At 41.1% G+C, this 18,940-nt stretch carries 18 protein-coding genes and 1 pseudogene; 9 read left to right on the forward strand and 10 right to left on the reverse strand.

The window, feature by feature from the left end; all coding sequences use genetic code 11:
- Positions 1-65 precede the first annotated feature (65 nt).
- Positions 66-2,546, reverse strand: coding sequence for a hypothetical protein (locus tag J5O05_RS01130; RefSeq protein WP_208843235.1), 2,481 nt, complete (start codon positions 2,544-2,546; stop codon positions 66-68).
- A gap of 85 nt (positions 2,547-2,631) precedes the next feature.
- On the opposite strand from J5O05_RS01130, the gene J5O05_RS01135 reads away from it, so the two are divergent.
- The 7 genes from J5O05_RS01135 to J5O05_RS01165 all read left to right on the forward strand — a co-directional run bounded on the left by J5O05_RS01135 (position 2,632) and on the right by J5O05_RS01165 (position 9,041).
- Positions 2,632-4,344, forward strand: a complete 1,713-nt coding sequence (locus J5O05_RS01135) for an MFS transporter (RefSeq protein WP_208843236.1) — start codon at positions 2,632-2,634, stop codon at positions 4,342-4,344.
- A 545-nt stretch (positions 4,345-4,889) separates the two neighbouring features.
- Entirely contained in the window at positions 4,890-5,606 is a 717-nt protein-coding gene (locus J5O05_RS01140) for a hypothetical protein (RefSeq protein ID WP_208843237.1), read from the forward strand.
- A gap of 127 nt (positions 5,607-5,733) precedes the next feature.
- Complete coding sequence (locus J5O05_RS01145; RefSeq protein WP_208843238.1) at positions 5,734-6,177, forward strand: hypothetical protein; 444 nt, start codon at positions 5,734-5,736, stop codon at positions 6,175-6,177.
- A gap of 37 nt (positions 6,178-6,214) precedes the next feature.
- Positions 6,215-6,802 (forward strand): hypothetical protein, encoded by a 588-nt coding sequence (locus J5O05_RS01150; protein WP_208843239.1) that lies wholly within the window; start codon positions 6,215-6,217, stop codon positions 6,800-6,802.
- Positions 6,803-6,929: 127 nt separating this feature from the next.
- Positions 6,930-7,292: a hypothetical protein gene (locus J5O05_RS01155; RefSeq protein WP_208843240.1), complete on the forward strand. Its 363-nt coding sequence runs from the start codon at positions 6,930-6,932 to the stop codon at positions 7,290-7,292.
- A 128-nt stretch (positions 7,293-7,420) separates the two neighbouring features.
- Positions 7,421-7,990 (forward strand): hypothetical protein, encoded by a 570-nt coding sequence (locus J5O05_RS01160; protein WP_208843241.1) that lies wholly within the window; start codon positions 7,421-7,423, stop codon positions 7,988-7,990.
- A 43-nt stretch (positions 7,991-8,033) separates the two neighbouring features.
- Complete coding sequence (locus J5O05_RS01165; protein WP_208843242.1) at positions 8,034-9,041, forward strand: IS110 family RNA-guided transposase; 1,008 nt, start codon at positions 8,034-8,036, stop codon at positions 9,039-9,041.
- Positions 9,042-9,669: 628 nt separating this feature from the next.
- Here the strand turns inward: J5O05_RS01165 and J5O05_RS01170 are convergent.
- The 9 genes from J5O05_RS01170 to J5O05_RS01210 all read right to left on the reverse strand — a co-directional run bounded on the left by J5O05_RS01170 (position 9,670) and on the right by J5O05_RS01210 (position 16,735).
- A complete protein-coding gene (locus tag J5O05_RS01170; RefSeq protein ID WP_208843243.1) occupies positions 9,670-10,017 on the reverse strand; it encodes a hypothetical protein in 348 nt (115 codons plus the stop codon).
- 155 nt (positions 10,018-10,172) lie between these two features.
- Positions 10,173-11,138 (reverse strand): hypothetical protein, encoded by a 966-nt coding sequence (locus J5O05_RS01175; RefSeq protein ID WP_208843244.1) that lies wholly within the window; start codon positions 11,136-11,138, stop codon positions 10,173-10,175.
- 73 nt (positions 11,139-11,211) lie between these two features.
- Positions 11,212-11,520: a hypothetical protein gene (locus J5O05_RS01180; protein ID WP_208843245.1), complete on the reverse strand. Its 309-nt coding sequence runs from the start codon at positions 11,518-11,520 to the stop codon at positions 11,212-11,214.
- Between the two features lie 43 nt (positions 11,521-11,563).
- Positions 11,564-12,349 (reverse strand): DUF2071 domain-containing protein, encoded by a 786-nt coding sequence (locus tag J5O05_RS01185; protein ID WP_208843246.1) that lies wholly within the window; start codon positions 12,347-12,349, stop codon positions 11,564-11,566.
- A gap of 439 nt (positions 12,350-12,788) precedes the next feature.
- Positions 12,789-13,139 (reverse strand): RidA family protein, encoded by a 351-nt coding sequence (locus J5O05_RS01190; RefSeq protein ID WP_208843247.1) that lies wholly within the window; start codon positions 13,137-13,139, stop codon positions 12,789-12,791.
- Positions 13,139-13,936: a type I methionyl aminopeptidase gene (gene map / locus J5O05_RS01195; protein WP_208843248.1), complete on the reverse strand. Its 798-nt coding sequence runs from the start codon at positions 13,934-13,936 to the stop codon at positions 13,139-13,141. Before map ends, J5O05_RS01190 begins: the two co-directional genes overlap by 1 nt.
- Positions 13,929-14,129: a ParD-like family protein gene (locus tag J5O05_RS01200; protein WP_208843249.1), complete on the reverse strand. Its 201-nt coding sequence runs from the start codon at positions 14,127-14,129 to the stop codon at positions 13,929-13,931. Before J5O05_RS01200 ends, map begins: the two co-directional genes overlap by 8 nt.
- Before the next feature lie 104 nt (positions 14,130-14,233).
- A complete protein-coding gene (locus J5O05_RS01205; protein WP_208843250.1) occupies positions 14,234-15,463 on the reverse strand; it encodes a M24 family metallopeptidase in 1,230 nt (409 codons plus the stop codon).
- Between the two features lie 9 nt (positions 15,464-15,472).
- Positions 15,473-16,735, reverse strand: coding sequence for an NAD(P)/FAD-dependent oxidoreductase (locus J5O05_RS01210; RefSeq protein WP_208843251.1), 1,263 nt, complete (start codon positions 16,733-16,735; stop codon positions 15,473-15,475).
- Positions 16,736-16,987: 252 nt separating this feature from the next.
- Between J5O05_RS01210 and dapA the strand changes: the two genes are divergently transcribed.
- Entirely contained in the window at positions 16,988-17,926 is a 939-nt protein-coding gene (gene dapA / locus J5O05_RS01215; protein ID WP_208843252.1) for a 4-hydroxy-tetrahydrodipicolinate synthase, read from the forward strand.
- A gap of 4 nt (positions 17,927-17,930) precedes the next feature.
- Positions 17,931-18,933 (forward strand): annotated as a pseudogene (locus J5O05_RS01220) (4-hydroxyproline epimerase).
- Positions 18,934-18,940: the final 7 nt, after the last annotated feature.

The following is an 18,940-nucleotide window of genomic DNA, read 5'->3' on the forward strand; positions in this document are numbered from 1 at the left end:
AATCAGGCCTTTTGATTTGTCGAAACCTTTTTCTTTTTTCGACACGCGTATAGCACGCGACTTGCTTACATTATTTCTTTCAATCGGGCTGTTTTAACGAGTTTTACCGGTTCACCATCCACCTCTAAAATGGCTTCAATGCGGAGTAAATCATCCTCGCTAAACGCATTCGGAATGGACACAACAAAAGGCCACTGCTTGTGTTCATATGGCTCAATTTTAACAGGCAGATGAGTTTGAATTTGCGCTTGCGATGCTGATGTTGGGATGTACGATACTCGAATTTCACCTTCAGTTTCACCGGAATACGGACCTGTCAGTGATACGTCCAAATTAATGTTCTTGTCTTGGACAGCTGCGTGAGAATTTAACCACACACCATCAAAGTAGGATGTGGGTTGTCTGATTTTATTGACGAGTGACAAATTTCCAACCTGTATATGAGATTCAATCACCATATCTTCAGCGTTAGCCGGCACGGTTAACGGCGATTTGACGTTACTTTCAGAAAGGCGAGTTTCGACAATATCCTGCTTTACCGCATTCCCGTTTGCGTCTCTATACGTGACTTTCGAACTGAGGTTTGCAGTTTGACTATAGTGGTAGGTCGTAAACAAATAAGGTTGTTGTTTATTAAAATCAATTTTTGTGGAAATACCAAATAACGATTGAATCGCCTCGTTATGTGACTCGCTCTTCGTTGCTGACAAAAGCTGTAGCCAAGCGTCCGTAATTACGGCGAGTTGTTGTGACATGTGGAGCGGGTCTGACTTCTTAGTGAGTTCAAGCAACGTTGTCATTTGCTCATGGCAGGTAGGGATTAATGCTGAAAAGTCCTCGCAGGTTGCAAAAAGTTGATAGAGTGTTTGCCAGTCATTTATACCCCAAGGGTTCGAGCTCCCTTGCACTGCTTTTGTGGTGTAGCGATTTGGCAGTCTTGGTGAAATCTTGTGATTGTTGTTTTGCGCCAGAATGCTCATCTTATCCAATGTTACCTGTTCAACTATTTCATCATCGACTGCAAGCGGGATACGTTGTGTTTCGCCTGATGCGCTGATGTTGAGGATTAACTGGCCTGTGTTTGGTTCTTTTTCGACAAGTAAGGAGAGTGTCGGGTGTGCCGTCAGTTGGTCAGAAATATGTTTTGACAACGAATAGGTATGCTGTTCGTTTGATGGAGAACTGACTTCGATAGTTTCGCCATCAACCAGTAAGATACGAAGCGCATTGTCGAGTCCTTCAGGTTCTTTACCTTGATATGTTTTTCGGTATTGTTCACGCTCAACTGCAAGATTAGCAATAACAGACATACCAACTAGTCCGCGCTTAAGTTGTTCTGGAACAAATTGAATATCAATACCAATCGTGTTTGTTGATGTCGCTGAATGCGTAAAATCCATTAGTGGCATCGGTGTTTTCATGGTGGGAATAACATCAAGTCGCGAAAGTTTTCCCGAGTCTGTATTTCTCACCCAATAATACTCACCATCTTGCTCCCAAGGTCCTTCAACGATATTGAAGGTCGGTGCTACGTTTGACACAAATTGCGCGAATTCGTCTTCTACTTTTTGCCAATTTGGAAAGGTTTCTTTAAGCAATTTATTCGCCACCGGCAAGGTGTTGTCGCTGTGGGGATTAGCCGCCATTAATCTATTCATAAAGTGCTGAAAATAGAGTGCACGTTCAGGATCATTTAACAGAAAGTGAATGATAAAAAAATTCAATCCGCGTTGGAGACGAGGCGAGTCATTAATTTGTTCTATAGTGGGTTTGTTCGTCGCGTAATATTGCTGAAGCCCAGTGGTGAGGTAGTTCATTGGCGCTCTATCAAAAACCATCACATTGAGTTGCTTTTTGTCTGGATCATAGACATGGTGCGCTATTGAGTCTGCAAGACCTTCCGTGATCCAATTCGGTGCCCAGCTAGAATGCCCCGTCAAAGCCATATGAAAAGCGTGCATCGTTTCATGGATCACAATATAGCGTTGATGATGGTAACGATGACTCGGAAAATTATACCCCGCGCGGTTATAAAACATCGTTTCACCCCCCGCAGTATCATGAACGCCACGTAAGAAGCCATCATCTAGCATTGCTTCTTTAACGCGCGCTCGTGTTGAACCATACACCACCGCGATGCGTTGGTTATCAATGTTTGAAGGCTCCGCACCGAAAAGTGCAACATAATGTGGATAAGACAGCTCTAACAGTTCTAAATACAGCGTTACCTTTTCTTCAGGAAGATCGCTTTTAAGCGCGAAATGCTTACTGACCCACCAGTTATAGCCACGGCTATTCGTGATTTTTCCTTCACTGTATGTGTAGGGAATGGTTTTCCCAAGATATTGAATATCAATATGGTTTAGCGTAGATACTCTGCCTGCGACGGTAATATCAGCTTTCATTTGGTTAGGGGTGGGGATGGACAGCACGTCATTGTTTGAAGTTAGGGATTGGCTAAGTGTTGGCTCGGACTGACAACCGCCTAATAAAAGCGTACTTGAAATGAGAACCGCAAGTAGGGAACGTGGATGTGTTTTTTTCATTTTAGTTTTACCTTGATCTAACGTGTTGCAATGAGTGTATATTGTATGCAATATAAAAAGCAATTATCAAACAACAATACGCACTATGGATATCACTTCAAAAGAAGCCACAAAGTCAGGCTCGATAGCGAGTCAATTTGGTCGTAATTTCTATGTCGCAAACCTCATGGAAATATTTGAGCGGTTAGCATGGTATGGATTCTTTGCGGTCTCATCGATATACATGACAACACCGGTTGAGCAAGGCGGAGTTGGTTTTAGTAATGTAGAGCGGGGCGCGATTCAGGGCATAATTCCGTTCTTTCTGTATTTGTTGCCCGTTTTTACCGGCGCGATAGCAGACCAAGTTGGCTACAAAAAAATGTTTTTGTTCGCCTTCATAATTATGGCGCCTGGGTATTGGCTGCTTGGCTATGCGAAAAGCTTTAACGAGTTTTTTGCTGCTTTGTCGATTGTCGCACTCGGTGCCGCGTGCTTTAAACCCGTTGTTGTCGGAACGGTTGCCATGAGCACCAATGAAAACAATCGAGGATTAGGTTTTGGTATTTTTTACACCATGGTGAACGTCGGGGGCTTTCTTGGTCCATTAATCGCAGGCTACATGCGAGCCATCAGTTGGGATGCCGTGTTCATGATGTCTGCGGCTTGGATATTGCTCAATTTTATTCCGTTACTACTATGGTACAAACCGTCTATCACGACGAATAATAACCGACGTATCATTGATATTTTAAACGACGCTCAAACGGTTCTAGGAAACGCTCGGTTTGCGCTCCTGAGTTTCGGCCTTGTTGTGATCATCATGCTTATCGGTAGTCAGTTTATCACAGGGCCGTTTGGGGCAATCTTGCTTGTCGGGTTCGTAATAGGTTTCATGTTTTGGGAACGCCGTTGTACCAAAGTAGCGACGCGTTGGTGGCAACAGCGGCTTGTGATAAGCCAACCGCGCTTTGCCTTATATTTACTCATACTTACCGGGTTTTGGACTGTCTATAACCAGCTATTCTATACCTTGCCAATATTCATTCGCGATTACGTTGATACAAGCGATTTGGTTCACTTGATCAATGCTGTTAGTCCACAAGTGGCGAACTTTTTATCTCATCTCGATATTGCTGCGATTGAGAAATTGACAATGGAACTTCTTAAGACCGATTTAATGGCTGATACAATGACAAGTTACCGAGCGCATTTAGCCCACCTTAAAATTTTACTTCCAATATCTCAACTTGAATCCATCAACACAGCGCTAAGAGAACTGCAAACCATCCCTGAAGAAACTCGGCACGTACAACTTCAACTATTTTTGGCATCTCTATCCCAATACCGACAAGTCAATCCTGAATATTTAATCAACCTAGATTTCGCTGCAATAGTATTGTTCCAAGTTGCGGTAAGCCAATGTGTTGCAAAGAAACGCACCATCTCGGTGCTCATTGCAGGTCTAATCGTAACCGCACTCGCATTTGTGTTCGCGTGTTTAAGTGGAAATTGGTTGTCAGGAGGTGCGTTGATGATTTTGGTGATTGTACTCATCGCGTTAGGAGAAATGCTCACATCGCCCAAAAGCCAAGAATATGTTGCGACGTTTGCACCTAAGGGCGCTGCTGCAACGTACATGGGTTACTATTTCGTCTCGATGGCGCTGGGCTTTTTATTTGCAGGCTTTCTTTCAGGTTGGAGCTATGACGTGTTCGTTATAGAGATGCATAAACCTGAATTAATGTGGATGCTATTTTCTGGGATTGCGCTTTCTACCGCCTTAGCGTTTTACAAATTTGATAAAAAATTCAGTTGATGTGCGTCCGCAATAATATTCCATATTGATATTTTGTGCTGACATCGAATTTCGGCAAGTAAAATCAACCTTGAAAAATAAAGCATCTTACTGAAAGTCGGTTGCTTTGGAATCACACGATTTCCCGAGAAATAATGATTTATACTCTAACGCAGTTTAGAGCGAGAAACAGACTATAGGTCAAACTCGTTTCTGAGCAAAAATGAGTTAGAACCGATGGACGGTTAAGTTATACATCTTAAGATAACTATTAAATGGCGCGCTATGTAATGGATAAACAAGGCTCGGTTATGCGGTAAAAAAACATATCTCTATGAAGTTCAAAGACAAAATAATTTACATAGCGAGTCGGGTAAGGCTCGAATAAGTAAAGGCTCGTTTTTGCTGAACAACTTTTTGATTGTCAGAAGAAGAAACTGTTGGTAACTTATTGCTATTGTTAAAGAAAATACTTGTTAGTAGGATGAAAGAAGGATGTGGATAACTTCCTTAACCGAGAATTTCGCTAATACGCCGTTAAACAATTTTTATAGTACGGAGGAAGTTTGAATAACGGAAATTGGTGGGAATTTTATTTTGTAAGGTACTTTATAGGTAGTATCTTCGGGTTCCTCATTATAATTGCACTAGTGTTACATCCAGACTCAGGGCTGGCAGGTACGATGGCTAGCTATACAGACTTTGATGCATTAAAGATAAAAGATATTTCTGCTCCATTCTTACTCGGTATGTTATTTCTTGGTACTGCTTTTTGTTATGTGTCTAGTGCTCCGATATTAGTTTTGCATGCTTTAAGATATAGATTTCAGTTTACTTGTTCAAATAACACTTCTGTCAGTGTGTGGCTGATATTTGTTATCTTATTTGGTGTTTTTTATGTCGCTGTGTGGAAATTAAATTCATTTACTTTGCTCCGAGGCATTATGTCGATGGCTGCATTTTTTATCGTATATAGTCAAATTTTTATGCTTGTATCATCGATCAAAGCTAAGAATGCTCATATATTTGATTTTTATCGAAAACTAGCGAAGGATAGATCTAATCAAAAAATTGATCGTAAAGAGTTTGTAGAGTCATATCGTCACTTGAGAGAGCATGGAAATGCGTTTCTGATACTAGTTTGTGAATCAGCTTTAGGAATGGCGTTGTTTTTCTGCACGTCTATTAATGAATTAATTCTAACAACGTTTTTTTGGCTAATTCCAACAGTACCAATCTGGTTTGTTGCAACATATTTGGAATCTCGCCTAAAAAATGTTTAACAAACGCCTCAAGAGGGACTGTCAACGCGTGGCGTTTCCAGTCTCATTGAGCCGCGGTAGTTTCGGTTGTTGTGTTTGAGTTTGGTGTAATGCGTTGCCAGCCCCTTAGGCGGGCGTTAGCTTCCTTATGGATACATTAGAAATCAGCTCTATGATTTTTGCTCTTGAGTGCGGAGCTTTAAAAAAACAAGATGTAATAAATTGGGCAGATCAAATTATCTTGGAATCGCCTGAACCTGATATTCGTTTGTTTGATATTTCAGTTGCCAAGGATAGCTATGAAATTGTTTCCCTGTTGAACCATTTTGAGCAGCATGAAAAGTTAAACGAAATAGGTGCTCGCGCTTTTACTTTGTTTGCTAAAGGCCTTCAAGACAATAAAACAACTTATGAGAGAGTGACTGGAAAACTATACGACATGGCATTTTCTGGGCATGCTCCTAACCCCCAAATTGAAAGTCAAATGATGTGTTATTGGGACGAATTGGCTAATGCAAACTTAGGTATTTATGGCAATTCAGATGAAATAAAAACGGAGTGTTTACAGTTTCTTGTTGAATACGGAAGCTAACAAACGCATTAAGGGTAGACGCAAAAAGGAGATAACAATGCGTAAATTATTAATGGCAATGGGAACTGCTTTCCTTGCTTCTTGTGCTTCAACTTCGCCTAGTAGTAGCGTTACCAGCGTTAATGTTGAGTTGCCTCAAAATGTTAAATGGTCGGTTGTGTCGGATCGCGCTGATAACTCTCAATACATAAAAGAGTGGGTGCCGGAAGGTGAAAACCCAATAACATACAAATGGATAATCACCGAACAAATGTTAACGCTAGGCTCTAAAACTTCAGCAGAGTCATTTCAAAAGCAAATGTTCTCTCTATCCAAGCAAAGTTGTACGGATGTTTTGTTTAATGGTCCTCAAGAAATTGATGTTAATGGTCACAAAACTTCCGTCGGAAGAATCATGTGCGCGAATCAGTACGGCAAGCCATTTGGCACCTTTACCGACCAACGAGTGGTTGTTGATGGAATTACTGCGTATGTTGTTACCAGTGAGCTAAGAATTCCAGCATCAAAAAAAGCAGGTGTCTTAGCGTTTGGCAAAGATCAACTTGAAGAAATGAAAGAATTTATGGCGTTACAAGGCGCTTCTTCAAAGCTTGTTCGTGAGTCTGTAAAAATACAAGTTCAGTGATATTTGCGTTTAACAATGCCATTATGAATGGGACGCAAAAAGCTTGGCTGCGCTCCTACGTCGCTAATTTTAGCCAGCTATTTTGTGCCGTTTATGGCAAGCGTTATAAATACCTAAAGGATTGAGTTTGGACGTAACATTCTTCGCAGCAACTAGTGATTGCGATTACAGCAGTTTTGAAGAAATATCTGAGTCCTCAATTTTGGGTGGAGGGTTCTTTACCAAGGAGCAAATAAGCGATTTATTAGGTCGTTTTAATTGCACCAGTTCTGCGCAGAGTGATTGTCTTTGGTTATTACCGTTAAATTTCACTGAAGCAATCGCATCGATTGAGGATGAAGTGCTGAAAGATGTTGCTGTACAATGGTCAGACGAAATCTCGCGGGAAAATACGGACGTTAATTCTATGGATCTAGCAGGTCATTTATTAGAGTTAAAATACGCATACCTGCAGCATTCAGATAAAAGAATTTTTGCACTATTTGAGTAAGTATTTATAACAAGCTGTTTAAGTGCGGGACTGCTAAAGTTTGGCTCGGTTTCGCTTCGCTACACATTTTAGCCAACTACAATTTGCCCCCTAACAGGGCGTTAGCTCAAAAACATGGAGTATTTACTTTGATCAGAGCTATTCTTCTATTTTCCCTGTCTGTAGTTTCCACTTTTTCTGTTGCAGACTCAATTTCGTGCGGTGACTCGCTAGTTACAGTATCTGACGCTACATCAGCAAAGGAGCCATTTTTCGACGTCAAAATTGAAGGTAAATCAATCAGCAAAAATCACCAATTTGAAATACAAAAGGACTATCTGTATCTGCGCTGTGAAATTACATCAACAGGAAAGACTGTTATTTTTATAAATCATTTTTGTGGTGGTAGCGGTTGTGCAGACTTCGGGAATTACGGAGTCATCGAAGCAGACACAGGTAAGGTTCTACTTGAACCTAATCAACCTTTTAAAGGAAATTCAGAGGAGGCCAAAGAGATAATGGGAAAAGAGCTAAAGCCATTTAATTGTAAACAGGCGGACACAGAAATTTGTATGCACTCAAAAATAGAGACTCGGCTAACAAGGCAATCAACTGGATGGTTTATAAGTGGAATTGATGGGGTTAGGTCTTGTTTTTTGTTGGCTTTGCACAGTTCAAGACCTGATAATCCTCTAGTCAGCCTCCGGGGCCTTTGTTAGCTATGCTAACAGGTGCTCAAACCAAGACTGACCGGAGACTGTTATGGCACTTTACTGTGGTATCGATTTACATTCAAATAATCACGTCATTGTTGTTAACGATGAGAACGATAAAACCGTTTTCTCAAAACGCATCGCTAATGATCTTTCACTGTGCTTGGAATACTTAACGCCGTTTAAAGAACAATTAGTCGGCGTGGCTGTCGAGTCAACATTCAATTGGTACTGGTTGGTCGATGGTTTAGCCGCAAATGGCTTTCACATGCTGTTGGTCAATACGGCTGCTGTTAAACAATATGAAGGGCTTAAATATTCGGGTGATTTTAAAGATGCTTTTCACCTTGCCCACTTGATGCGTTTAGGAATTTTGCCTACGGGGTACATCTACCCTAAAGAGCAGCGAGCGGTGCGTGATATGTTGCGCAGAAGAATGCAGCTCGTGCAGTTAGCTAGTAAGCAATTATTGTCTATTCAAAACCAAATTTGGCGCAGCTCTGGCGTTCGGGTGAGTAGTAGCCAAATTAAAAAGAAGTCATTTGAAGTGACTTTACTAACACATCACTTAAAAACAGCTGCGGACACCAACTTACGTATTTTTCGCTCAATCCAGTCTGAAATTAAGCTACTGGAAGAGGAAGCTGAACAAGCCATCGAAGCTCCGAAACAGCTTGATTTACTGCAAACGATGACGGGCATAGGCCCCGTACTTGGACTCACCATTTTGCTCGAAACTGGTACTACTGCGCGATTTGAAACTGTAGGCGATTACGCATCTTATTGCCGTTGTGTACAAAGTTTAAGGGAGAGTAACAATAAGAAAAAAGGCGAAGGTAATGCCAAAAGTGGTAACAAATACCTTTCTTGGGCATTCTCACAAGCGGCGCATATGGCAGTTCGCTACGAACCAAAAGTGAAAGCTTTTTATGACCGTAAGTACCAAAAAAAGAATGGCATCGTTGCTATTAGAGCGGTGGCCCACAAACTGGCAAGAGCTGCATATTATATGTTGAAGAATAATGAACCGTTTGATGTTGACAAAGCGTTCGGCTGATAAACCCAAGCCAGCAAAGAGGTTGGTATGAACCAGTAGACTCTGATTGGATGGGTTTATCGGCCACTTGATTTAATCATTCGCCTAGCACGTGAGCCACTAAAAGGTTGGTCATTAAATTGAACCACAGTTTCTGTTATTTCTATATGGACACGTTGCTGGCACCGAGTATTTTGTGGAGCAGACGCTTGGGGTAAGGTTACTTACCTAGAACCAGATGGGTGACTGGTGCGGATGATTATCCGACATCAAACCAAAGAAAAAACGGGCGCGAGTGAAAATTGAGTGACTTCTGTTTAATGCTGAAAATAATTCGGCAGAAAGTCTCTCGCGCACTTTACAACGGCTGACTAATGGGTGACCCCGATACTGTGGTGGACTAGCTGTCTCAATAAAGGAAAGTGGCAAGCTTAAAAAATTAGATGGGCTATATCAAATGGAGCATAGTAAAAAATACTATCATATTGATTCAGTGAAAATTTAAGCTAACAAGTTACTCTAAAGGACGCAAAACGCTTGGCTTGCGCTCCTTAATCAGGCGTTTTTTGCTCGCGAACAATGGCGTTTGGGGTAAGTTCTTACACTGTGCTAAGCCAGTAAAAAGCAAGAGCTGCCCCAACAATTTTCACTAAAACAAAATTTTAATCAATGCTTTGATGAACTCTTTAATCGCTGTATCACCAATGTTTTTTATATAAGTACCAGTGGAATTGTTAAAATTCTTTCCATCTATAGACTTTCTTAATCGACCCACACCTGAAGCGAATTTTTGGGATATGCTGAAATTACTATCTGATTTATCGATAACTATTTCTTCAAAAAAGCAACATCGGCGTGAAGATGCTTTTTTACCAAGTTGAACTGCTAATATAAATGGCTCACTAAAGTCTTTGCATGCAAATTCGTTTTGCAGCAATGGAAGCACATCACAAACTAAAGAATTATTCCTTGTACCTACCCAAACTTCATTCTCCATTTCAGTTCCAGTAATCCTTACAACGGCGGGCACTTCGATATCTCTGTTAACTGTTTTGCTTCCGACATAAACAATTACGAGCCAACTTTTATTGAAAACAATCTCGTGATCAAACCTAGTGCCGTGGTTCTCTACGTAATTTGTGAGCAGCATCATCAATTCCCATGGTAATAAAAATAATCAATAGCTTTTTTTAAAAAAACATCTTGTGTTTTAAGAAGATAATTGTAAGCATCCTTATCATCTGGGTATTTTAAGAAGTACACAAGTGCTTCTCGACTATTAATGTCTTTACACGATGACCAACTCAAAACAAAATCAGATATCTTGTGGCAGTATTCATGAAATGAGGGGTATAAAGATTGGTACTTTTTGTTTTTATTTAATGCTGTCTCTACATAACGCCATGAATCTCTCTCTGATCTAAATTTTTCTTTAACCCAACTTAATCCATCTGAATAGGTCATATTTGACCAATTTTCGACAATTAAATATTTTAACAATGGATCAAAAAAACCTCTTTCCTTTGTGCCTATATCGTTCAGCAAGCCACCTACTGAAGAATTATGATCGACTAACTCGTCGACATCACCATTAGAAGAAACAATTGTGAAATTTTTTGTTGTAATGTAACCCATGAGGTACAGGACTGGATAAAAAATTTGTATTGCCAGATACGTATATCCAAGTTCTTTTTTCCATGCTGACATCACTTTTTGATCTGATAGTTTCAGATCTCTAGTAGCCATTTCAGAAAATTTGGAATCGTCATTCGATTTGCGGTTAAACTCAACAATATCTTCATGCAAGCTATACATATTCACAAAAAATATCGCTCTCAATTTATAATATCTATATACAAATTTTTCATTCTTTGAGACGAGCCAAAAAATTCTCACAAACCATCGGATGGCACTAATTATTAGTCCACTGCTGCATTTAATATAAACACGAGAATGCTCAAGCTCTTCTAGCAACCTGTCCTTTTTTTCTGTGCTAGCTATTTTTTCAGCAATAAATAGGTCAGCCTCTGTAGAACTCAGACCTCGAACAAACGCAAATCGTCCTGTATAGACAGCATTGATCCGTCCTTCTGTCTCTTTAGTAAATAATAATGGCATTCGCTCCCTCACTTTTGGTTGATAGCACAGCTAGGTAGAAATTTAATAGCACATTACTGAACTAATACGTTTGTTAAGCCAATTTATACAAATACCAATAACAAAACCAAGCAAGATGAAGTGCCATAAAGAATACTTGAGCAAGAATTGGAAGGTCTCGAGCTTCTTTATTTAGGCAATATGTTGAATAAGCTAATGATTGACAGTATGCAATTACAGAAGAGCCAATAGCGAAGCGTACAACATTTTGAATAAACAACATTTCCTCTGGGTTTGATGAGTCTCTAAATAATAGTAGTAATGCAGCACATCCTAGAGCAACCCCACTGGTTTTAAATGCTCCCCACTTGCTAATATCAAATAAAAATTCAGGTAGTTTCACGATTCATCCTTTAGCTTTGTCACATGATTTGCTTGTTAGATTTCTATTTCAGCACTTTAGGCGGTAAATAAATAGTAAATTCATTAATAGGCTCAATAAGCACGCTATGCACAACTTGCTGCTCTTCAAGAGTTACTAAACCTAATCGACTTAATAAACCAAAATTTGCAGATATAAGCTTTGCGTGAGAAACCTCTAATTGCTTGTGCCAAACACGATAAGTCCCGAGTTTGCCATCGCGACGATGATAGAAACCCGCGAGTGGATGAGTCAAATATACAAGTCCAGTTTCAGGATCAGGAAACCCGGGTAATTCTATAGGAGTGTCTTGGGTTTGAAATAACTCTACACTAGCCGAAGCCCAAGTGGCTTCGGTAGTCATTTTATATTTCCTGTATATTTGTTGTGATTCATCGAATTCACAATCAAATTTAACCTCACCGCTATGCCATGGTAAATTCCAACAAAACCTTGGCACTACAAGTGTCCATGAATCTAAAGTGGTACCTAAAAACCAAACGCAACGCTCATTTGTTTCTTTATCAACAATATAAATTCGATAATTGGTTTGTCCCATTTTGAACTTAGGGAATGGGAAGACTGCTGACGTAAAGTCAATGTCGATAAAAGGAACAACGGAGATTAAAGCTTTTTCTTCACTATTAATTATTAAAGTATCCAGTTTAAAGCGTTCGGGATAAAGCCCATCAAACCTCGAAGGATCTACTGCGTAGGTAATGATCGCAAAATGTTGTAATTTACAGAGAACATCAATCCCTTTTGGAGAAGGTCTTGGGTGAAGAAAATCTTTAAACTTTAATGAATCCAACGCTGAATCTACCCTGAAATATAACTGCGTATAAGCAAAACGTACCAGTTAACGAAGTCATTTATAAATCTATTTTATTAAATTGTTAAATTGTCTATACGATAACAATAAATTATCAACTGTTTTTTCTTTAGGCAACCCAAACAGTTCTCAGCAAAAACGGGATTTTACTCATTCGAGCCTTGCCCAGCTCGTTATGTAGTTTATTTATTCAATCAAATTCAAAGAGATGGTATAAACTCGATAAGTTGAGTCAATTTACCATTTATCTAGGTGGCTTCGAATGTGAGTTGAAGAGCTGCTAATGGCACTTAGCAGACTGACAGAACTGCCACCGATCACCGTCGGTATAAACTTAAATGCTTTGGATAGATCGATATTCGTAAGTCGCAGTTGAACATCAAAACCGCCTTTATGTTTAAGGCGGTTATTCTTTTGGCTAGATTTCACACGCTACGACAAAAGCAATTTCTACTTTGTAATTTGGATCGGCTAATTCGGCTTTGATGCACGCGCGGCTGGGTGCACATCCTTCAGGTAACCAACTATCCCACGCTTCATTGAATTGAGCTAAGTACGCGAAATCAGTTAGGTATATAGTTGCTGACAAAATTTTGCTTTTGTCACTCTTAATTTCAGCCATGGTTTGTTCTGCTTGAGCAAAAATTTGCAATGCTTGTGATTTTGCATCGGCCATTTCATCGTTAGCCACTTCAACAAAGTGTCCCATTCCGTTAAAAACAGTTGCATCTGACCAGCGTTTTGTCGGATTTAAACGTATGATATTCATTATTTTCCTAGATAATTTTTGTATAAAGCATGTTCTTCATCGCGTAAAGTCAGTACTTCTACGCCATTTTCCGTAACGAGTAACGTGTGCTCAGCCTGTGCAGAGAGACCACCATCGGTTGTAATGACCGTCCAACCATCATTCAGTGTCTTTGTACGGTAAGTCCCTTCGTTGATCATGGGTTCAATTGTAAATGTCATGCCCGGTTTTAACTTCATACCTGTATTCTTAGAACCATAATGCAAAACGTTTGGTTCTTCGTGCATTTGACGGCCAATACCATGACCGCAATATTCGCGAACGACAGAATAGCCAAGTTTTTCAACCTTCGATTGAATAGCCGCACCTAAATCGCCAAGACGAGTATCGGGTTTAACGAGACTAATCGCTTCCCATAGTGCATGAATGGTCGTATCTACGAGTGTTTTTGCATTGTCAGGTGCTTTTGGCATCACATACATTTTACTGGAATCTGTAATGAACCCGTACTTTTCAAGCGTGATATCAATGTTAATGATATCAGTGTCTTGAATAATAACCTCTTTATTAGGTACTCCATGGCAAACCACGTTATTTGGCGAACTATTTAGCACATAAGCAAAGCCGTATTGACCTTTTGAGGCAGGTCGAGCTTGTAACGTGTTTACAATGTAATCCTCGACGAAATCATTCACGTCCATGGTTGAAAGCCCTGGACGGATATAAGCATCAAGTGCCGCAAATACTTGCGCGAGTAGTTTGCCACTGGCGCGCATTTTTTCGATGTCGTCGGTCGATTTGATCACAACGTTACTCATTGGCATTTATCTCCTTAGAGAGGAGTTCAAACTGTGCTTTAACTATATCGGCATAGGTTTGATTTGGATTTAGCTCTAATAACTTACCAATTTTAATCCAATGTTCTGCTTGAGCGTTGATTGAGCGAGACATAATGCCGCTGGCGATGCGAAGTTCTTCATGAAGTTCGTCAGATATTTTGACTATACCCATTAAATGTACCGTATATGATTTATATATGTATCATATATTCAATCGACAATATTGAACAGCAAAACGTTGGGTAACTACGCTTTGCTGTTCAAATTAAAGCTTGTTTACGCTAAACCAAACGGATCTTCTAAACTACAGGAAGGCTCGGTAAACCATTTAGGCCCACTTTCAGTCATGTAAAAGTGATCTTCCAGTCGAATACCGAATTCCCCTGGGATCACCAACATAGGTTCGTTACTAAAGCACATACCAACGGCTAAAGGCTGTGGGTTATCTTTCACAAGGTAAGGCCATTCATGAATGTCGAGACCAATCCCATGACCTGTGCGATGAGGACATCCTGGCAAATCATATTCTGGTCCAAGACCCACAGAGGCGAGATAACTGCGAGCGGCTAGGTCTACGTTACCGCATGGCGTGCCTAATTTCGCCGCATTAAATGCTGCCGCTTGCGCGTTCTTCTCATGCTGCCACATTTGTTTTTGGCATTCCGAGGCTTCACCAAATACATAGGTTCTTGTGATATCGGATAGGTAACTGTGCACCTTGCAGCCAGTGTCAATTAACACGACATCACCGCGCTTTAACGTTTGCGGTTCTTTAACGCCGTGCGGGAAAGAGGAGGCGAGGCCAAACAGAACGATGCAAAAATAATTACCGGGCGCACCTACGCGTTTATGAGCTTCATTAATAAACGCTTCAACTTCAACCGTGGTTATACCTTCTCTCAGAATACTTGCTGCGGCTTTATGTACTTCTAGTGTCATGTCCATTGCGCGTTGCATAAGGGCGAGTTCGTTCACAGACTTATGCATACGACAATGTGCGGTTACTGCTTTACCGTTGATAAAGTTTAATGACGGAGCAATTTGACGTATGCCATCAAATAGGAAAAACGACGCGCTTTCGTCCATGCCTATGGTCGCACTATTAGAAAGTCCCATCTCTTTTAAAACAGTAACAAAAAGTTGGTAGGGACTCTCATGTTCCTGCCAAGACCGAATGGGTGCTTCAATTAATTGAAAATCTTTTAATGAACCAATTTCGAATGTCGGCGCGATATATTGAAATTGCCCGTTGGCTGGCAGGATTGCACCCACCATTCTTTCACTGGCATACCATTGCATACCTGTAAAATACTTGAGATTAGTCCCGGCATTTAAATAAAGCGCATCGATATTATGTGCCTGCATATGAGCTTGAGCTTGATGAATTCGAGCTTGGTACTCTTCTCGTTGAATGGGCACCAAGTCAGTCGTCATGTCAGTTAACTCGGCAAGTGCTTGTTCTTGTGTTTTCGTGCCGATGCCAATCGGTAATTTTAAATCATTCATGACGTTCTCCTAAAATCGGTCAATTCGATAGGGGGTGAGTGTAATACTTGGTTGTATATCTTGTAAGAGATCTGCGACAAGTTCAGATGTAATAGCACCTTGAGTTAGCCCTAGGTGCTGGTGGCCAAAAGCAAAGATAATGTTTTTGTTTCTCGGTGAAACGCCAATCACTGGCAAGGAGTCAGGTAGTGAAGGGCGGCACCCCATCCATGTAGACTCTATTTGCTGAGATTGAGTGGCGGGGATGAGTGCGTTAGCGTGAGTAAGCAGCATGGTTGCTCTTGCGTGATTTTCTTTTGCATCGACGCCTGCAAATTCGACCGTACCGGCTAATCGAAGCCCATTATCCATAGGTGTAATAATAAACTGTCTATCAGCGGACGCCACAGGACGCGTGATAGGGTTTTCCATATTGAGCATGCTGTGATAACCTCGCTCGGCATCAATAGGGACGCTAAATCCCAATTGTTTTGCCAGCGACTTACTCCATACGCCGCTTGCGATAATCACCTTATCAAAGATGGCGTTATTGTTGTTGGCTAGTTTGATCACTTCGCCTTCTGTTGTGGATGAAATGTGTTCAACACGTTCTTGTATGAACCTGCCACCTCGAGACTGAATTTCGTCGAAAAGATGAAGGCACAGAGCATGAGGATCAGCGCTATGCGCTACCTCCTTGAACAACAAGGCATACTTGATGTTGTGGGAGAGATTTGGCTCTAGTTCCAAAACATCTTGTTGCGTTAATAGTTGAACATTGACGCCTTGACTCGCGTAGTGATTTTTTACCGATTCGACTTCATTAAAATCCGCGTTTTCGAACGTGAGTAGACTTCCCTTACTACTAATGAACACATCATACGAATTATCTAATAACCTTTCATACGCAGCAAGACTCGGTTCGTTTAGGCTTCGAAGGGCAGAGGTTAGTTGTTGTTGTTTGCGTTGAGTCATATTCAGTACAAAACGCGTAAACCAAGGCATTGCTTTAAAAAGATAGCGAAGCTCTATTCGTAAAGGGCCATTTGGGTCCAGCAACATTTTTGGTAGTTTCGGTAACAGTGACCGATTTGCAAGGGGAAACACTTGCTCCGTTGCAAAGTGTCCTGCGTTGCCAAAAGAACACTTATTTGCGACACCGTTGGGGTCGTATAACGTAACCTGAAATCCTCGTTTTACCAGTTGCAAACCGATACACAATCCAATGATACCTGCACCTACAATTGCGACAGTTTTTGGCTTTTGTTCATCTATTTTATTTGTTTTTATCATTTTGTATCCACGTTGAGCTTGTGCTTTGTTAACAACTTTCAAAAAAATAATTGCGAGAAATCAGTTGGATAGTCAGCAAATCTACGTTGATTTCGCGAAGTTCTAGTATGAAATCAAATTCAATGTTGAATATTGTATACAATATGCTTATTATGGCAAGTACAAAACGTAAGCATGCATGTTTCAAGTTCAATCCGCGTTTAGTGACACACATAATTCAACTCACGATGCGCATTTAATGAGGAAGACAAAATGGCTTTAGCTCAGATGGCTAACCCTACTATTAACTGGCACGGTGTATATCCTGCTGTGACAACCCAATTTAATGACGACGGAAGCATAAACTTTGATGCAACGGCGAACATGATTGAAGCACTTATAGAAGACGGTATTCACGGTGTCATAGTCATGGGGACGGTTGGAGAAAACTGTTCGTTACGCATCGAAGAGAAGCGTGAAGTACTTCGTAGAGCAAAAGAACTAGTGGCAGGCCGCATACCTGTGATCAGCGGTGTAGCAGAAACAACCACGCAATTCGCCATTGAGTTTGTTCAAGCAGCGGAAGAGATTGGTGTCGACGGTTTAATGGTGTTGCCGGGTATGGTGTACCGTTCAACTGAACGAGAGGCTATTCACCATTACCAACTGATTGCACGTGCAACTTCACTTCCTATCATGATCTACAACAACCCGGTGACGTATGGGGTCGATTTAGGCCTTGAGAGTATGAAAGTACTGGCTGATGAGAAAAACATTGTTGCAATAAAAGAATCGACAACAGATACGCGCCGATTAACGGAGTTAGCAAACGAATTTGGTGATCGCTTTACGGTATTTTGTGGTGTTGATGACATTGCACTTGAAAGTTTAATGCTCGGCGCACACGGCTGGATTTCAGGTTTAACTAACGTCTTTCCAAAAGAATCAGTAGCAATCTACACACTCGCGAAACAAAGACGTTATGAAGAAGCGCTTGAGATATGGCGCTGGTTCTTACCATTACTTCGTCTAGATACCATTCCAACGTTGGTTCAATGCATTAAGTACGCGGAACAGTTAGCGGGTCGCGGCAAAGAAACCGTTCGTGCACCTCGTTTGCCACTTACCAATGACGAAAAAGCACAAATCAACGCAATGTACGACAAGGCTATGTCTAATCGTATCGACCTAAGCAAATTTAATTTGGATTAAGCCTATGCGTAAGGGGACTTTTTTCTGCCTAGATGGTCACACATGTGGAAATCCTGTGCGACTGATCACCAGCGGCCATCCGAATTTGCTCGGTGCGACAATGAGCGATAAACGCCAGCACTTTCTAAAGGAATTTGATTGGATACGAACAGGACTTATGTTTGAGCCTCGTGGGCATGACATGATGTCGGGTTCATTTATTTATCCACCGACCACGGTCGATGGGGACGCGAGTGTCTTGTTCGTTGAAACGTCTGGTTGTCTTCCTATGTGTGGACATGGATTGATCGGTACATTAACGTTTGCGCTTGAAAGTGGTCTTCTGACAGCGAAAAGCCCTAATGAGCTTAAAATTGACACGCCAGCAGGGCGTGTCAACGCAGAATTCCATCGTGTCGGCGACAAAGTTGAATGGGTAAAACTCTACAATGTGCCTTCGTTTCTGTTGCATGAAAACGTGAAAATTAATGTGCCTGATTTAGGCGAGACTCACCGTTGATATCGCTTATGGCGGAAACTTTTACATAATCGTGGAACCGCAAGCTAATTTTCCGGGTATCGAGCATTGGGATGCATCAAAAATATTGCATTTCAGCCCTATTGTGCGGCAAATCATCAATGATTCACTGGATTGCATTCACCCACTTGATAGTACCGTGCGTGGAGCGTCTCATTTACTTTGGACGGGCCAGTGTAAACATCAAAATTCCGACGGTGCCAATGCTGTGTTTTACGGTGATAAAGCGATTGACCGCTCGCCTTGTGGGACAGGTACTTCCGCGCGGATGGCGCAACGTTTTGCAAAGGGATTACTCAGCGAGGGTGATGAGTTTGTTCATGAAAGCTACATTGGTAGCCAGTTTATCGGAAAAGTTGAAGGCCTGACTGAAGTGGCTGGTAAAGCCGCGATTTTACCGAGTATTCGTGGTTGGGCACGCATGACGGGTAAAAACGCAATCACAATCGATGATGCAGATCCGTATGCATTTGGATTTCAAGTTATATAAAAGGCGT

This window comes from Pseudoalteromonas xiamenensis, from assembly GCF_017638925.1.
Lineage (GTDB): Bacteria > Pseudomonadota > Gammaproteobacteria > Enterobacterales > Alteromonadaceae > Pseudoalteromonas > Pseudoalteromonas xiamenensis.